Origin of the sequence: Nocardia sp. NPDC060249 (assembly GCF_042728755.1) — a bacterium.
Lineage (GTDB): Bacteria > Actinomycetota > Actinomycetes > Mycobacteriales > Mycobacteriaceae > Nocardia.
On the sequence record NZ_JBHXAQ010000002.1, the window covers coordinates 1,032,063 to 1,048,487 of the forward strand.

The following is a 16,425-nucleotide window of genomic DNA, read 5'->3' on the forward strand; positions in this document are numbered from 1 at the left end:
ATTGGATCCGACGACAAATGGCGCCACAATGTTGCTGACCGGAGCGACATCCGGTCTGGGACTGTCCATGGCCCATCTGCTTGCCGCCGTCCCCAACTGGACCGTCGTCGCCACCGCGCGCTCTCAGGCGCGCGCCGACGAGCTTCGCGCGCTCGTCGGCGATCCGGCCAACTTCCACTACGTGGTGTGCGATCAAGCTGACCTCGACAGCGTTCGCGATGCAGGTAGCAGGATCAAGAAGCTCGTTGCGGCACAGTCGATTCCGCCCTTGCGCAGCCTCGTCCTGAATGCCGGCATCCAAACCGGTTCCACCGGTTCCGCAACGGTCGACGGCTACGAACTGACCTTCGGAACCAACCTCGTCGGACCACACCTGCTCGTCGGGTTGCTGAGCGATGCCTTGACCGCCCCGGCCCGGATCATGTGCATCGGATCGGGAACCCACTACGGCAAGTTCCGGCGCTCCTACGGCATGGTCGCAGCCCCGCGGTGGGAGGCGCCCGAGATCCTGGCCGAGCCGCGGGTCGGCGACGGCATCCGCGCCTACTCCACCAGCAAACTCGGAACCCTGTACTGGGTACACGAACTCGCCAGGCGCGCTCCCCAGCGCATCGACGCGATCTGCTACGACCCGGGGATGATGCCCGGCACCGGACTCGCGCGCGACCGCAGTGCGATCGAGCGATTCGGCTGGAAGTACCTGCTTCCCGCGATGCGGGTCGTACCCGGAGTGTCGACGCCCAAGCGATCGGCGACACACCTCACTGCGATTGCCACCGCGAATACCCCGATCCCCGCGGCAGACCTGAGGGGCGGGTACGTCGAGATCGACCATCTCGTGCCTTCCTCGGCTGACTCGTACGATCCAGGCCGGGAGCACGAACTGTTCGAGTTCCTCAACGCCACGACAAGACTGGATAGTCATCAGGTCGCGCCGTGGTGGTCGAAGAGCCCTCGAACGACCAGCTAACTCATCGCTGCCCTCTCGGTCCCGCCGAACCAGCATCCTTACGCTCGCAGTTGCCGCGGTGATCACGATCGCCGCGGCAGCTGTGCGTTCGGCGACCCCCTTGCGAGTCTCACCATGAGACATTGTCGCGGGGGCGTCATAGCGGCGGGTGGGCGACAGTGAGGTCAGCCACGTCCTGCGGTTTGTGCCGTCGTTGGCGACGTTTCGGGGGCGGCTCCCCACCAAGCTGGGCGGCACCGGCCCTCAGCTGGGCGTGGTCGGGTGGCGACGCGCCTCAGCGCAGCAATCCGCAGGTCCGGCATCGAGGTTCGGAACCGGCTCCACGTTGGGCCTTTCAGCGGTAGTAGTTCGCCCATCTCGCGAGGACGACCCGGACGAACGGGCGGATGAAGAACGCGGTCCAGCTCAGTCGGAGGAAAGCGAAGACAGCCGGTCTCCCCGCGATCGTCCACCGGAGAACCGTCGTCCCCTCGGGTGTTTGGGAGAGGTGGAAGTCCATGGTGTAGGACTTGACCAGCAGCGGGATCGAGGTCTCGATGCCGGCCACACTCAGCCGGGTGTGTGGATCGCGGCGGGTGATCTGTTCCGCGGCGGCGAAGACGATGGCGTCGAGGGTGCGGACGGTTCCCGGACCACGATCCAGGTCACGATAGGTGACGCCGTCGATCATCGGGATCCAGGTGAAGGCACCGTCCTCGAGCGCGGACCACACTTCCCACGGCATGGCGGCGAAGTCCTGCTCGACCGACATCTGGAAGGTCGGGCGCCGGGATTCGATCAGCCGGATCGCGTGGTCGCCGACCGGCGGGGTCTCGGCGCCGAGCAGCCGTGCGGCGCGGCGCTGCAGGACGAGCAGAACGACGAGACCGCCGACCGCGGCCACCACGAGGGCCCCGAGTGCGGTGCCGAGGAGAACGAGCCAAACCATGTGCAGCGCAGTCCTTGTCGCGGGAATGGAGGAGTCGGGTTCACGGTGTGGTGCGCAGCATGGGCGAGGAGACTTTGCTCGTCAGCCATCGGTCGCCGGACTTCGCCAGCGACAACGTGATCGACAGCTGACCGCGGCGCGGCTGCTGCTGGGTGCCGACGCTGGCGATGGACTGGTCGACGACGACGATCGCCTCGGCGGTGTCGGTGCCGCTGGTGGCGATCGCGCAGTCGACGGTGCCCGCCGTGGACTGCACCCGGCCCTGGATCAGGACTTCGCGCAGGTCGGCGCTGGTGGACTCGAATTCTTGTTTCCACGCGCCGGTGGCCTGATCGAGCACGGCGGCGAAGTAGGAGTCGAGATCGGTGGCGTTGTAGGTCGACAGCACCGAGCCGTACGCGCAGGCGGCCGCCCGTGCCTCGGTGCGCGCTCGCTCGAGTTCGCTCGCACGGTGGTGCTGCCAGCCGAAGTAGCCGCCGGCGGCTGTTCCGCCGATACCGAGGGCGACTGCCAGGGCGACCACGATCGCCGTGGTGCGATCCCGGCTGGTGGATGGTATTGCCGCGGTATCGGTTTCATCGCAGTCCGGCGGCGCGGGCGCTGTCGATTCGTCGGTGTCTGTCATGGAGTTCCTTTCGGTAGCAGGGGAATCAACGGCCGGGCAGCGGCACGGATCGCTCGTCGCCGGTGCTGCCCGGCGGCGGTCCGGCGGTGTTGTCGGGCGTATCGGGTCGTGGCGCGTTCGCCGACCCGCGGACCTGCTGCGCGGGATCGCTGGTGATGCAGTAGTTGTAGAGCCGGACACTGCCGTCGGAGACGGTGGCGGGCGAGACCGGGATGGTGTCGTACTCGCAGAACGGTCGTGGCCAGATATCCACCATCGTGTGGAAGGCGTTGTCGTGCGCCGGAACTCCGAGCAGGGCCGTGCCCGATCGCAGGGCCGGGAACAGCGCCGTCAGCGCGGGTGTGCGCAGCCGCGCGGCCCGGGTGATGGCGCGCAGGTTGGTCACCAGATTCGTGATCGGGTCGGTGGTCTCGGCGACCACGCCGCCGAGCGTCGCCAGCTGTCCCGGCCCGAGGTCGAGCAGGCGCCGCAGTTCCTGGTCGGCGGCGGCGAACTGCCCGAACAGCACTCCCGACCCCTCGACGAGAGTGCGCAGGTCCGGCTGAGCGTGCGAGGTCGTCTCCGCGATGACGGACAGCTTCTCGACGAGGTTGCGGGTCTGCGGAAGCAACTCCGTCATCCCCACCATGGCCTGACTGATCCCGCTGATCACGGTGCGCAGCTGGTCCGGCCCGCCGGCCAGCGCCTTGTCGAGTTCGGCGACGATGACGTTCAGTCGCTGCGGATTCAAGCCGCCGATGAAATCGGCGGTGTTGGTGAGGAACTCGTCGATGGTGACCGGCGTCGAGGTCCGGTCCAGCTCGACGACCGCGCCGTCGCTCAGAGCGGGGCCGTCGTTGGAATCGGGCCGGATATCGAGGTACTGCTCCCCCGCGGCCGACAACCGGGCCACGACCACCGTGCCGCCCGCGGGAACTCGATAGCGGGCATCGAGTTCGGCGACGGCGGTGACGCCGGTCTCGGACAGCTCCAACGACCGCACCGTGCCGACGCGCACGCCGCGGAACGTGACATCGGAATGTTCGAGCAGCCCGCCGGACCCGGCCAGTCCCACCCGCACGGTGAAGGTGTCGCGCAGCGGATCGATCCGGACGACATCGACGAGCAGATAGCCGCCGCTGACCATCAGCGTCACCACCAGGCCCGCGGCCGCGATGCCGTTGACGTGCCGGTTCGCCCAGCCCGCGGCCCGGAGCAGGAATTCGGCGGCGACCTCGAGCGCCACCCCGGCGAACCAGATGCCGACGGTGAGGACGAGCGCCACGGTGTAGCGGACACTGCCACGGGGGTATCCGTTCATCGCCCGCCACCCTGCAACCGGCCGAGGACCCGCGCGAGGACTTCGGCGAGACTGCCGACGAAGGCGCCGGGGTCCGATCCGTCGGGCAGCCTGCTTCCGTGCGGGTCGGTCAGGGCGCCGACGCTGAGGTAGGAGATCGTCGCCGCGACCGCGAGGCTGGTGCCCTGGGTGGTGGCCAGCAGCGACGGGTTCAGCGCGTGCAGCTGGTCGAGCGCGCCTGCCAGGTTGTCGCCCATCTGGGTGAAGCCGGTCATCAGGGCCTGCACGCTGTCGAAGAGCCCGACGAAGTCGGCGCTGCTGGTGGAGGTGAACTCGCCCAGCGCGCCGAGGGTGGTCGAGACCTCGGTGGTGAGCTCGGTGATGGCGCGATTGTTCTCGGTGAGCACCGAGATCAGCGGCGGGAAGGTGTCCGCGGCCTGACCGAGCTCGGCTTTGCGCTGGTTGAGAGTGGCGCTGAGCGCGTCGAGACCGTGCAGGACGGCGTCGATCTGGCCGGTCCGTTCGTTGAGCGCGGTCAGGGTCGCGGTCAGTTCGGTGAGCAGATGCGAGAGCTGGGTCCCACGTCCCGCGAACATCGAGTTCGACTCGCTGGTGATCCGGGCGACCTGGCTGAGCGCACCGCCGTTGAGCAGCATCGACAGCGACATCATGAGTTCCTCGACCGAGGCGCCCGCCGAGGTGTGGTCCTTGTCGATGACGTCGCCCTCGGCCAGCATCGGTGTGCCGGAACGGAGTTCGGGCAGCACGATGGCCACGTAGATGTCGCCGAGCGGGGTCGGCTGACGGAGTTCGGCCCGCGATCCGCGCGGCAGACGGACGTCCGCGCGGATCTCGAGTTCGACCGTCGCCACGAAATCGGTGGTGTCGAGGCCGGTGACGACGCCGATGTCGGTGCCGCCGGTCTTCACGTGCGCGCGATCGGGCAGGTTCAGCGCGTTGTCGAACAGCGCCCGCACCGTGTAGGTGGGACCGTCGAGGCCGGGCTTGGGCAAGGGCATGGAGTCGACGGTCACCGTGCAGCCGGCGACCGAGCAGGCTGCCACCGCCAGCACCGCCGCACGGCAGAGATGCCGGCTCATCGGGTCAGTCCCAGCAGCGCAGCGAACAGTCCGAAGTCGGGGCCGAAGTCCTGGAGTCTGCCGGTTCGGCAGCCGTCGGCCCGTAGCTCGACCCGCTGACAGAACAGCGAGAGCAATTCGTTGTCGAGCAGGCTCTTGTCCGTCAGCAGGTGGAGGCGAACGGCCCGGGCTTCGGGGCTCACCGCGTTTCCCAGGTTGCCGAGGAACAGCGGGGCGATGTCGACGATCTCGGTGAGTCCTCGCGCGTGGTCACGCATCTGCGCGGTGATCGTGATCAATCGCAGCAGCGCGTCGGTCAGCGGTTGCTTGTTCTCCCCGACGACGGCGCTGGTGTTGGCGACGAAGTCGTTGATCTGGGTGAGCACCGCCTGCAGCCCCGGGGACTGCTCGCGCATCAGGCTGACCAGCTGGGTGAGCCGGGCGCTGAAGTCGCGGACCGTCGCGTCGTTGTCGGCGAGGATCTGGGTGACGTCGTTGAGCCGGACGATCGCGTTGGAGATCTGGTCCTTGTTGGCCAGGGTCACCTCGAAGGCGCCGGAGAGCGCGTCCAGGGTCTCCCGGATGCGGTCGCCGTTGCCGTCGAGCAGCGGGAACAGCACCCGGCTAGCCATCGGGCCGTCGGAGTTGTTGCCCGCCAGCGCCTTTCCGATGTCGTCGAAATTGCGCAGAATCCGGTCCAGCTCGACGGGTGTCCTGGTGCGGGCGAACGGAATGTGGCTGCCGTCGAGCAGGGTGGGGCCGCCGGTGTAGGCGGGAGTGAGTTCGATGTGGCGGTTGGTGATCATCTGCGGGGAGACCAGCGCCGCGATCACGTCGGCAGGCAGGTCGACCTCGGGATCGACGACCATGTGCACCTGCACGTACTCGCCCTTGGGGACCAGCTCGGTCACCCGGCCCACCGGCATCCCGAGAACGGAGACTTCGTTGCCGACGTACAGCCCGGCGACATTCTCGAAATCCGCCGTGATCGTCTTCTCCGTGCCGAGCAGCCGGTCCGGCAGCGAGGTCAGGCTGTGCGGCAGCGCCGAGCAGCCCGACAACAGGACGGCGACAGCGGCCAGGACGGCCATCCGGACGAATGTCGTGCGCATCAGCGGCAACCTTCCACAGCCTCAACGGCACACAGCCAGTTGTCGGGGAACATCCATGGCAGATAGATCTCCCCGTAGGGGCCGTTTCCGAGAGTGTTGTTGAACTGCCGGAGCGTGACCGGCATGATCTGGAACAGGTTGTCCAGATTGGCTTTGTTGTTTTGCAGGCCCGCCGACATCGTGTTCAGATCGGCGATCAACGGCGCGAGCTGTCCCCCGTTGTCGATGCCCATCGCCTGTAGGTCCTTCGAGACCGCGGCGATACTCTCCAGGAGCTGGGTGACCAAGGATTGCCGTCGTGCGACCGCGTCACCGATGGCCTGACCGCGGGTCAACAGCACGAGCACGGCGTTCTGGTTGTCGGACACCACGCTCGACACCGTGTCGATATTGCGCAGCAGCTGCTCGACCTCGTCCCGGCGATCGCTGATGACCGCGGCCAGCGAACCCACCGAATCCAGTGCCGCCGCGGTCAATTGCGGCGAGTCCCCCATCTGCCGGGCCAGCGCGTCCAGCGAGGTCCGCAAGGCCACGGGGTCCATCCGCTCGAGGTGCTCGAAGGAGTGGGTGTATTTGCCGTCGTTGACGACCTTGGCCAGGTTGTACGGAACTTCGGTCCGGTCCAGCGGAATTCGGCGGCTTTCGGGCGCCGAGAGCGCGCCGGGATCGAGCTCGACATGCATCCGGCCCAGGATCGTCGACATCTTGATCGCGGCCTTGGCGTCGTCGCCGACCCGGATGCCGTTGTCGATCGAGAGCGCGGCTTCGATCCGGTCGCCCGCCAGCCGCGTCGACTTCACCGTGCCCACTTCGATGCCCGCGATATCGACACTGTCGCCTTGGCGGAGCCCGGCGGTCTGGGCGAACTCGGCGTACACGGTCCGATTGCCCAGGTCGAACTGGGTGAGCGCGCTCGAACCGAACAGCAGGACCACCACCGCCGCCCCCGCGCCGAGGCCGAGCCACCAGTGGCGATTGCTCTTATAGCTCGGTATCGCCTGCCACATTCGCCGCGCGATGGACACCAGCGGTCGCAGGAGCTCGGGTGGTCGGGGGGAGTTCATTACCGGCATACCTCCGAATGGGAATTGCCACCGATCTGGTTGAACATCCCGGGCGGAAGCAGCACACCCCACAGCGAGACATCCAGACTGCAGACATAGGAGTTGATGTAGGTGCCGTTGCCGCTGATCCGGGCGAGACCCGCCAGGACGAAAGGCAGTTCGGCGGCGGTGATGTCGAGTCGTGCGCCGTTGGAGATCAGCAGGCGCACACCTTCGTTCGCGGACTGTTGCGCCTGCGCGAGGCCGGGTCTGATCCGGGTGATGAGATCGGCGAGCTGCCTGGTCGACCCCGACGCCTGCTCCACCGCGGTCGCGAGCGTCGTGCCCTGCTCGTAGAGGTCGACCGTCAGCGTGCGGGTCTGGGTGATCAGCGTTTCCAGCTCGCCACTGCGATGGGCCAGACCCTCCACCACGCCACCGAGATTGGTGATCACCTGGCCGAGGATCTCGTCGCGGTCGCGGAAGGTACCGGCGAGCTGCGCCGCCTGGGTGACCAGCGCGCTCAGCGACACTCCGTCACCTTGCAGAGCCTGGATCAGCGTGTGCGACAACGAGTTGATGTCGTCGGGCTCCAGGGTGGCGAACAGTGGTTCGAATCCCGCCAGCACCGTGGACACGTCGAAGGACGATTCGGTGCGCTCGTAGGGAATGGACCCGTCCGGGCGCAACCGGTCCCCACCTCGGTCTCCGGCGGCCAGCGCGACATATCGCTGCCCGATCAAATTCTGATAGCGGATCAGTGCCTTGGTCGTGCTGGTGAGCTGCTGGCGCGACTGCACGCGCAGCACCACCGACGCGCGCCGATCCGCGTCGAGTTCGATGGAATCCACGCGGCCGACGCGGATTCCGGCCATCCGGACGTCGTCGCCCACGCGCAACCCGAGGACATTGCCGAAGGTCGCCGTGTAGCGGACGGTGTCGCCGCTGACTCCGCGCTGCAAGGTCGAGAAGATGGTGTAGCTCGCGACCAGTGCCAGTCCGACGAACAGCGTCAGGATCAGCACGGCGGTGCGGGTTTTCATCATGTCAGTTCCCCCCGGTCGCTGGGTTGGAGTAGGTGACCTGCACTGCCCCGTCGGCCAGGACCGGCGTGAGCAGCACCAGCTGCGCGGCGTTCGGCGGTCGCCCGACGAGCGCCTCGATGGCCTCGACGCCGTGCAGGGACGCCGGAGCGGAGGCCGGGGCCGTGGCGGGTCCGGGGGCGGTCAGGCCGGGAATCGCGGGCAAGCCGGGAATCACCGGGAGCGCGGGGAGACCGGGAACGACGGCCGGCGGGCCTGCCGCTTCCAGCCGCCGCGGCAGCAGCTGGGTCGGAATGTGTTGTTCCGGCGCGGTATACGGCACCGAGGAGCCGCCGCATCGCGGCCCGGCGAGGTCGCCGTAGCGGGGGCAGTCCGCGGCGGTGTACTGGGTGAAGGGTGTGAAGCTCACATCGACGGCCCAGCGCATCTGCCGGTCGGGTCCCCAGTTGAAGACCGTCGCCAGCCTGCTCAGCGCGGTATTGAGGTTGGCGACCGCGGCGCCGATGGCGCCGGAGTCGGCGGCCAGCGCGCCGAAAGTCTCGTGCAGCCCGCCGACCAGTTCCGGGCCTGCCTCCGGATTGCGCTCGAACAAGGTGTTGGTGACCCCGACCGCGCCGCGGGCGGCGGTCAGCAGAGCGATCAGGTTCGCCCGCTTCTCGGTGAGGGTGCGCGCCACGGTCACCGACGCGACGAGGGTGTCGACCAGCTGCGGCGCCGACTCGTTGACCGCCGATGCCGCGGCGCCGAGGTCGCCGAGCAGGTCGCCGATCCCCGGCGTCGCCCTGACCTGGGTGGTCCAGGTGTCGAGTCGTTCGATGGTGGAGCCGGGCATGCGGTAGCCGGGGTCGAGCGCGTCGGCGAGCGTGCCGAGGACAGTCGCCAGCCGGATGGGGTCGATGGCATCGAGAACGGTCCGCAGGGTGGTCAGGGTCGTCTGCAACTGGGCGCCCACCTCACTGGTGTCCTGCGCGATGGTCGTTCCGTCGCGCAGCCGGTCCGGCGAGGGTCCGTTGTCGATGAGCTCCACCGCCGTGACGCCGAAGATGTTGTTCGGCACCACCCGGGCGGTGACCGTGGCGGGAATGCGCTGGGCCATCGGCGGTTCGATGCGCAACAGCATGTTCTGACGCTCGCCTCTGGCGGCGATGTCGGTGCGGGCGACCTGGCCGACCAGCACGCCGCGGAAGGTGACGTCGGCGCGCGCGGGGACGCCGTCGCCGGTGCTGGTCATGCCCGCGGTCACCTCGACGGTGTCGAGAAACTCGCCGTTGTAGCGCAGTCCGAGCAGGTAGACGGTGGTGGCGATAAGCACGCCGATGAGCACGCCGAGCAGGCCGAGGCGCAGCGCGCTCGGGCCACGCCCGCTGGGGTCGATGATCATGATCGAGGCCTATCCCGTGATCCTGATACCCGGGTCGATCCCCCAGATCGACAGGGAGAACAGGAGATTGATGAACACGACCGTGACGATGGTCATCCGGATCGCCCGGCCGGACGCGACTCCGACACCTTCGGGCCCGCCCGCCGCGGTGTAGCCGTAGTAGCACTGGATGAAGGTCGCCACGGCGGCGAAGACGATGATCTTGAGGATCGAGTAGGCCACGTCCACCGGGTCGAGGAACTGGTGGAAGTAGTGGTCGTAGGTGCCCAGCGTCGTCCCGCCGAGGAAGGCCACGGTGAACCTCGTCGCGATGTAGGCGATGGCCAGGCCCGCGGTGTAGAGCGGCACGATGGCGACGACGGCCGCCAGCATGCGCGTCGTGATCAGGTAGGGCAGCGGGCGGATGGCGATCGACTCCAGGGCGTCGATCTCCTCGGAGATCCGCATCGAACCCAGTTGCGCGGTGAATCGGCAGCCGGCCTGGGCGCCGAACGCCAGCGTTGCCAGCAGCGGTGCCAGTTCCCGCGTCGTGGCGAATCCGGAGATCGCGCCGGTGAGGGGGCTCATGGTGAGCAGGTTCAGCGCGGTGTGCGATTCCATGCCGACGGTGATTCCGCCGAACCCGCACAGGATGACCACGACGCCGATCACCCCGCCGCCGACGATCAAGGAGCCGTTGCCGAAACTCACATCGGTGATCAGCCGCAGCAGTTCTTTCCGATAGTGCTTGAGCACGAACGGAATCGCGGCGACCGCTTGCAGGAACACCAGTCCTTGATGACCGAGCCGCACCGGAACGGTCGCGGGCGCGGCGGCAGCAGCGCGCAGCCGGCGCACCGGACGCAGCAGGGGTGGCACGTAACCCGAGGCCATCTCAGAGCACCTTCGACGGGAACACAGCGTTGTAGAGCTGCGTGAGGATGATGTTGGCCGCGAACAGGACGATCGCGGAGTTGACGACCGCCGAGTTCACGGCGTTGGCGACGCCCGCCGGTCCGCCGCGGGTGTGCAGCCCGGTGTCGCAGGCGATGATCGCCGCCAGCGCGCCGAAGACCGTGGCCTTGACCATGGCGACGACCAGATCGCCGGCCACCGCGAACGAGGCGAACGTGCCGATATAGGAGCCCGGCGTCCCGTCCTGGATGTAGACGTTGAACACATAGCCGGTCGCGAAGCCGACGAACACGACCAGCCCGCACAGCAGAGTGCTGACCACGACGGCCGCCGCGAGGCGAGGGGCGACCAGTCGGCGGACTGGATCGACGCCCATCACGACCATGGCGTCGATCTCCTCCCGGATGGTGCGCGACCCGAGATCCGCGCAGATCGCCGACCCCACCGCGCCGGCGATCATCAGCGAGGTCACCAGCGGGGCGCCCTGGCGGATGATTCCCAGTCCGTTGACCGCGCCGATGAAGGTGGTCGCCCCGACCTGGCTGACGAGCGAGCCGACCTGGATCGACACCACGACCGCGATGGGAATGGCGACCAGCAGGGTCGGTGTCGCCGACACACTGGCCATGAACGCGCATTGCTTGACGAATTCCGTGGTGGGAAAACGCCGGGTGAACAGGGCGCGGACCAGTTCGGCGAGTGCCCGGCCGGTCATCAGAACCTGGCGCCCGGCCGTCTCGACGGCGCGTTGCGGGTGTTCGCGCCAATAGGTCAGCCCGAAGGTGACGACCTGATCGCGGGCATCACCACCTCCTGGCGGAGCTGTTGTCCCGGTATTGAATTCACCAGAAAGACTGGTCGACGGCTGCTGCACGATTGTTCACTCTCGGCGGTTGCTGATGGGTCGGACCGATGTGCTGCCGGCGCGACTCCGAGACACGAGCTCGGTGCGACGCCTGATCCCCCGGACGTTTTCTACGTGTCCGTAGCTCTGAATTACTACGCTAGAGTAGATATGTGGACAGTAACAGCGCCGATCACGCGGCACCAGAGCTTTGGGGGATCATTTCCTGATGAGCATCGAAGAGGGCACCGACGGCGTCTGGCGGATCGCCCCGCCGCAACCTGCCCGGCCGCGGCGTCGCAACGGCCCGCGACTACCGCCGGAGGAACGCCGCGAGCAGCTGCTGGACGCGGCCCGCGTGGTCACCGGTCGTGACGGATTGGCCGAGCTCACGATGCAAGCGGTGGCCAAACAAGCCGGCGTCGCCAAACCAGTGCTGTACGCGATCTACCCCACCGCACCCCAGTTGCTCGACGCGCTGCTGCGGCGCGAACACACCCGGGGAATCGCGCAGGTCCTCGAGGCATTGCCGGCGGATTTCGACGATTCCGACCCGGACGTGGAGTACGAGGAAGCGGTCATCGCCTTCCTCACCGCGGTTCAGGACGATCCGGTTCGCTGGCGGTTGATCCTCATGCCCGCCGATGGAGCGCCTGCCTCCTATCGCGGACTGCTCGCCGACGCCAGAGAGAAGGTCATCGCACGCTGCGCCCAACTGCTCGAGACGGGCATCGCGCGGCGCGGCGGCCCCCGGGACGTGGACGTCGAACTGGCCAGTCGCGTCATGCTCGGGTTCATCGAATCGCTCGGCCGACTGGTCTTGTCGAATCCGGAACTCGCTTCTCCCCAAGCACTTCGGCCCGCGGTGCGGGCACTGACTCGAACATTGCCCAAGGACGACAAGGGAACTCGGATCATCCCGTCCGGCGGATCGGTGGTCTCGGCCTGGCAGTCCGACAACACGGAGACACTTCCCAACTGACCGGCGTCAGCGTAGCTGGATATCGGAGATCACCAACGGCGGCCAGGCGATGATCTCACCGATCGCCGAGAACAGTTTGTCGAAGCCGTGCAGATCGTTGAGGTGCTCGTGGTGGGCCCCCAGCCAGAACAGCCCGATCAGGAAGTACGGCACCCCGAAGGCGATGCCGAGGAAGATGAGCTGGCGAAGGCTGATGCGGTAGCCCAGCAGTTCTTTGATCATCAGCACAACACCTCTCACGCGATCTCGCCGAGCACGGCCTGGGACTCGATCAGGCCCTGGTCGTCCGGCGCTTCCCCACGGCCGAAGACCCGGGCCCGCTGCTTGTCCCGCAGCGCTTGATGGGCGAGCGCGGGAATGTCGTAGCCGTAGAGCTCTTGCGCTTGCCGAGGGGTCATCGTGGTCTTGCTCGCGGGCGGAATCTTCAGCAGCACCGGTCCCGCCACCGCCACCGTCATCGGCGAGATCAGGCGCAGCAGCTGAATTTGCAGGCGCGCGTTGAGACTCACCACGGTGAAGGCAACGCTCATCGGCGTCGTGACGAGCGCGTCGAGCAGCCTGCCCGTCGGCAATCCGGCCATCTCCCGCATCCATCGCGGCATGGTGGCCAGGGTGCCCCGGCGCAGGAAGGCGTACACGATCTTGAACATCGGCCGGAGCAGCAGCGGGATCTCCGGCATCATCACCTCCGCCTGGAGCAGGTGGCGCATCGCCTTGCGGGCGATATCGGACCCGATCAGCTGCGGGCGCATCTGCTCGAAGTACTCACTGATCCCAGCCCTGGTGCGCGGCACGTCCGCCGGGTCACAGGTCTGCAGTTCCGCCGCCCGCGCGCACTCCGCCCAGTACTGCAGCTCGTCGGCCTCGCTGAGCCGGCCGGGACCGTACTTCTCGTAGGCGACGAGGATGGAATGCCATGCCGTCAGGTGGATCCACAGCTGCGACTGCGGATTGTTCGCGTCGTAGGACTGCTTGGTGACCGGGTCGACGCCGATGCCCTTGGAGTGGATCTTCACCAGAATGTCGGCCGCGTGCGCGGTCGACCGGCTGTCGGCGAACAGCACCATGGCGAAATATCGCAGCGTGCGGTCGTATCGGGTACGAGGACGGTCGTAGATCGCGTGAGTGGCGTCCACCGAGGCCACCAGCGCCGGATCCAGCTCCTCGATCACCACCGCGCGCTGGAAGCCGATCGTCAAACTGGTCGGGTAACTCCAGACTTGCCACGCGACCGACTCCGGGCCGAAGAAACCGTAGTCCTCCGCGGGCGTCAGTGGGGGAAGCGACAGCCACTCACGCAAGGAAGCAATTGTTGCCATTGCATGTTTCCAATCCATTTTCTACGACTACGTAGAAGTATTACTACGTGTGAGTAGAAATACTAGACCGCTCACGAGCCCTGGGTCAACGGCTAAAAGAGAATTGACCCAGACAGTCACAGCGCGGTACACCACCCAAAACTGGCAGCTCCAGCCCTAACCTTCACCGGGGGTCCCTCAACTTGATGGCTATAGGAACGTCCAAAGGTCCGATCACCTCCAGGGTTCCGATCACTGTCTGAGACAGATGCCCCTTCCCGGGCATGGCGGAGATCCCATGCGGCGTCGACACGCAGGGAGCGATGACTGCAGGAGCAGATCGGACTTGCCGCACCGGCACCGCCGATCGGCCGGAAGACGTGACGATGCGCATCGCATTCGACGTCGCCGAGACCACGATGAAGCAGCGGAACCTGTTCTACCGTAACAAGATTCGAGTTTTCACCGGTTAGCCTTGTGGCCCGGCAACCGACCGTGGCCGGGAGGACCTGATGACAGCGTCACCTGCTCGACTCCGCACCCTGCACCGCCGACTACTCGGCTTGGTCACCACCCTCGGCATCGTCGCCGCACTCACCGCACCCGGTGTCGCCTCCGCGGCCACCGCGACAGTGGATCATCGCATCATCCGCAGCGAACGCTGGGAGCAGCTCTACGTCTTCTCCCCCGCCATGGGCCGCGTCGTCGGGCTCGACATTTTGCACCCCACCGGTACAGCCCCACGCCCGACGCTGTACCTGCTCGACGGCACCGGCGCCGGCAACGATCAAACTCAGAGCACCTGGACCCTGCGCACCGACGTCACCCGGTTCTTCGCCGACAAGAACGTCAACGTGGTCATGCCGATCGGCGGCGGCGGCACCTTCTACACCGATTGGCTCGACAACGACTCCGTTCTCGGACACAACCGATGGGAGGACTTCCTCACCCGCGAACTACCGCCGCTGATCAACCGAGAACTGCTGGGCAACGGTAAGAACGCGATCGCGGGACTGTCGATGGGCGGCCACGCGGCGGCCACGCTGGCCTTCCGCAACCCTGGACTCTATCGAGCCGTCGGCGTCTACAGCGGCTGCCTGCTCACCTCGGATGTCGGACAGCCGATGGTGCGCGCCGCCGTCCACCACCGAGGTGGCAACCCCGACAACATGTGGGGCGGTTCGCTGGACCCGGGGTGGGCGGCCCACGATCCGACCAAACACCTCGACGCACTACGCGATACCGCCGTCTACATGTCGGTCGGCAGCGGCACCCCGGGCCCCGCCGACGTCGACTTCGACCCGAGTTTCTCCTACCCGATCGACCTGTTCGGCGCGATCAGCCTCGAGGAAGGCGCACTCAACTGCACGCGCACCGTCGAAAAGATCATGCGCACCGCAGGCCTCGAACCGACCGTGCGCTACACCTTGTTCGGCACCCACGCATGGCCGTACTGGCAAGACGCACTCCACAGTTCCTGGCCGACCCTGCGCACCGGCATAGGTCTGTAACCACGAACGGCGCCCCCGGAAATTCCGGGGGCGCCGCTCGGGCACTTCGCACCGCGTCAGCGGATCAGGCTTCGCGCACCGCCGTGACGATCGCGACGACCGCCGCGGACAACGCCCCGATCACGATCCCGCCGAGGACGACCGCGGCGGCGGCGACCGTGAACTGATCCCAGCCCACCATGAGCGCGGCCACGCCCAGGACCACGAGGATCGCGTCGACGCCGACGGCGGCCAGGACAGCGTCGTCGCGGCTGAGCAGCCGAGGAGTCAGCGCAACGGTGGCCAGGCCGAGCAGGACGGACAGCAGGCCGACCACGACGAAGACAGGAACGGCCATTCCGGTGCCGACATCGGTTCCCAGAATCAGCGTGGCGAATGGGACGAGGCCGTACAGGACGCGGATCGCGCCCACACCGCGCAGCGTCCACGAGGACACATCGACGGGGGCGCCCCCGGTGGAGGTCTTGGTCGCGTACGCCATGCGCACAGATGCCACCTGGCTGGTCATATCCCGCTCCTTCGACATTTTCACACCTTCGTGCAATTGCACGTACCTGTGAAACTACGTCCATTGCACATCAATGTGCAAGAACTCGTGAAGGGACTCACAGCCGCCTGGGGTTCGTGCCGGAGAGCACACCTTGGATCCATTCGGGGACAGCACGTTTCGACGAGCGATCACCCGACGAGCGCACCTGCGATCAGTGCTGCGCGGCCTTCGCGGCGGACCGGGCGATCTCCGCGGCACCGGAACGATCGACGCCGACCGCGATCAGGCAAGCCAGGGCGGCGTCCCGCGCAGCTTCGGCACTGACCCATTCACCATCGCTGTGCGCTTTCAGCAGCTCGAGCACCAGCGCCGTGAGCACCCTGGCCACCGCTGCGGGCGGCAAGTGACCAGCGAAGATTCCGTCGGCTTGACCAGCCGCTATTAATGTGATCAGCCGAGCGCGGACGGGCGCGAGCCGGTCGGCCATCCGGGCCCGCGACCCGGCTTCGTCCAGGCGCAGCAGCAGCTGGAACTCGTCGCCGACAGCCCACAGCGTGAGCGCCATATCCGCGATCGCCCGGGCGGGCGGTTGTGCGGTGTCGATACCGTCGAGTGCGCGACCGACCTGTTCGAAGGCTTCGTCGAGCATGCCGTCGATCAGCGCTTCCCTGGTGGGGAAATGACCGTAGAGGGTGCGGCGGACCATCCCGGCCGCGGCGGCGATGTCTTCCATGCTCGCCAGGGGATTTCGCAGCAACTCGTCCCCGGCCACAGCGACGATGCGTCGCCGGTTGGCCAGTGCGCGCGGCCCGAGGCCGACGGTGGTCGAGTGCGTCGTCGCAGTCACGTCCGTCCTTTCACTCACCACCATCCCACACCTGCGCAAAGGTGTGCAAAAGGCCGTCGTGGGCCAGTTAGTTGCTTACTACAAGTAAAATATGTATAG

18 protein-coding genes are annotated in these 16,425 nt (G+C 67.1%); 4 read left to right on the forward strand and 14 right to left on the reverse strand.

Annotated elements, in window-relative coordinates; translation table 11 throughout:
• The first annotated feature begins 28 nt into the window (after positions 1 to 28).
• A complete protein-coding gene (locus ACFWFP_RS12415) occupies positions 29 to 970 on the forward strand; it encodes an SDR family NAD(P)-dependent oxidoreductase (protein WP_379294826.1) in 942 nt (313 codons plus the stop codon).
• 334 nt (positions 971 to 1,304) lie between these two features.
• On the opposite strand, the gene ACFWFP_RS12420 is transcribed toward ACFWFP_RS12415, so the two are convergent.
• Genes ACFWFP_RS12420 through ACFWFP_RS12465 form a run of 10 tightly spaced genes read right to left on the reverse strand, consistent with a single transcriptional unit; the run spans position 1,305 to position 11,129 of the window.
• Entirely contained in the window at positions 1,305 to 1,898 is a 594-nt protein-coding gene (locus ACFWFP_RS12420; protein ID WP_379294827.1) for an SRPBCC family protein, read from the reverse strand.
• A 40-nt stretch (positions 1,899 to 1,938) separates the two neighbouring features.
• Positions 1,939 to 2,523, reverse strand: coding sequence for a hypothetical protein (locus ACFWFP_RS12425; protein ID WP_379294828.1), 585 nt, complete (start codon positions 2,521 to 2,523; stop codon positions 1,939 to 1,941).
• A gap of 25 nt (positions 2,524 to 2,548) precedes the next feature.
• On the reverse strand, positions 2,549 to 3,823 hold the full coding sequence (locus ACFWFP_RS12430; RefSeq protein ID WP_379294829.1) for an MCE family protein: 1,275 nt from the start codon (positions 3,821 to 3,823) through the stop codon (positions 2,549 to 2,551).
• On the reverse strand, positions 3,820 to 4,902 hold the full coding sequence (locus tag ACFWFP_RS12435) for an MCE family protein (protein WP_379294830.1): 1,083 nt from the start codon (positions 4,900 to 4,902) through the stop codon (positions 3,820 to 3,822). The genes ACFWFP_RS12430 and ACFWFP_RS12435 overlap by 4 nt, the downstream gene beginning before the upstream one ends.
• Positions 4,899 to 5,993 (reverse strand): MCE family protein, encoded by a 1,095-nt coding sequence (locus tag ACFWFP_RS12440; RefSeq protein ID WP_379294831.1) that lies wholly within the window; start codon positions 5,991 to 5,993, stop codon positions 4,899 to 4,901. The genes ACFWFP_RS12435 and ACFWFP_RS12440 overlap by 4 nt, the downstream gene beginning before the upstream one ends.
• Positions 5,993 to 7,057 (reverse strand): MCE family protein, encoded by a 1,065-nt coding sequence (locus ACFWFP_RS12445; protein ID WP_379294832.1) that lies wholly within the window; start codon positions 7,055 to 7,057, stop codon positions 5,993 to 5,995. The genes ACFWFP_RS12440 and ACFWFP_RS12445 overlap by 1 nt, the downstream gene beginning before the upstream one ends.
• Positions 7,057 to 8,082: an MCE family protein gene (locus ACFWFP_RS12450; RefSeq protein WP_379294833.1), complete on the reverse strand. Its 1,026-nt coding sequence runs from the start codon at positions 8,080 to 8,082 to the stop codon at positions 7,057 to 7,059. The genes ACFWFP_RS12445 and ACFWFP_RS12450 overlap by 1 nt, the downstream gene beginning before the upstream one ends.
• A gap of 1 nt (position 8,083) precedes the next feature.
• On the reverse strand, positions 8,084 to 9,460 hold the full coding sequence (locus ACFWFP_RS12455; protein WP_379294834.1) for an MlaD family protein: 1,377 nt from the start codon (positions 9,458 to 9,460) through the stop codon (positions 8,084 to 8,086).
• Between the two features lie 9 nt (positions 9,461 to 9,469).
• Positions 9,470 to 10,333, reverse strand: coding sequence for an ABC transporter permease (locus ACFWFP_RS12460; protein ID WP_379294835.1), 864 nt, complete (start codon positions 10,331 to 10,333; stop codon positions 9,470 to 9,472).
• A 1-nt stretch (position 10,334) separates the two neighbouring features.
• Positions 10,335 to 11,129 carry an MlaE family ABC transporter permease gene (locus ACFWFP_RS12465; RefSeq protein WP_378993009.1) on the reverse strand — a complete coding sequence of 265 codons (795 nt, stop codon included), beginning with the start codon at positions 11,127 to 11,129 and terminating at the stop codon, positions 10,335 to 10,337.
• 298 nt (positions 11,130 to 11,427) lie between these two features.
• Between ACFWFP_RS12465 and ACFWFP_RS12470 the strand changes: the two genes are divergently transcribed.
• Complete coding sequence (locus tag ACFWFP_RS12470) at positions 11,428 to 12,180, forward strand: TetR/AcrR family transcriptional regulator (RefSeq protein WP_379294836.1); 753 nt, start codon at positions 11,428 to 11,430, stop codon at positions 12,178 to 12,180.
• A 6-nt stretch (positions 12,181 to 12,186) separates the two neighbouring features.
• On the opposite strand, the gene ACFWFP_RS12475 is transcribed toward ACFWFP_RS12470, so the two are convergent.
• A complete protein-coding gene (locus tag ACFWFP_RS12475; protein ID WP_379294837.1) occupies positions 12,187 to 12,402 on the reverse strand; it encodes a hypothetical protein in 216 nt (71 codons plus the stop codon).
• Positions 12,403 to 12,416: 14 nt separating this feature from the next.
• Complete coding sequence (locus tag ACFWFP_RS12480; RefSeq protein WP_379294838.1) at positions 12,417 to 13,499, reverse strand: oxygenase MpaB family protein; 1,083 nt, start codon at positions 13,497 to 13,499, stop codon at positions 12,417 to 12,419.
• 263 nt (positions 13,500 to 13,762) lie between these two features.
• Between ACFWFP_RS12480 and ACFWFP_RS12485 the strand changes: the two genes are divergently transcribed.
• Both ACFWFP_RS12485 and ACFWFP_RS12490 read left to right on the forward strand, forming a co-directional pair.
• Entirely contained in the window at positions 13,763 to 13,951 is a 189-nt protein-coding gene (locus ACFWFP_RS12485) for a hypothetical protein (protein WP_379294839.1), read from the forward strand.
• Between the two features lie 39 nt (positions 13,952 to 13,990).
• Positions 13,991 to 14,989 carry an alpha/beta hydrolase gene (locus ACFWFP_RS12490; RefSeq protein ID WP_379294840.1) on the forward strand — a complete coding sequence of 333 codons (999 nt, stop codon included), beginning with the start codon at positions 13,991 to 13,993 and terminating at the stop codon, positions 14,987 to 14,989.
• 64 nt (positions 14,990 to 15,053) lie between these two features.
• On the opposite strand, the gene ACFWFP_RS12495 is transcribed toward ACFWFP_RS12490, so the two are convergent.
• Positions 15,054 to 15,497 (reverse strand): hypothetical protein, encoded by a 444-nt coding sequence (locus ACFWFP_RS12495; protein ID WP_379294841.1) that lies wholly within the window; start codon positions 15,495 to 15,497, stop codon positions 15,054 to 15,056.
• A 193-nt stretch (positions 15,498 to 15,690) separates the two neighbouring features.
• Positions 15,691 to 16,326: a TetR/AcrR family transcriptional regulator gene (locus ACFWFP_RS12500; protein ID WP_379294842.1), complete on the reverse strand. Its 636-nt coding sequence runs from the start codon at positions 16,324 to 16,326 to the stop codon at positions 15,691 to 15,693.
• Between the last annotated feature and the right edge of the window lie 99 nt (positions 16,327 to 16,425).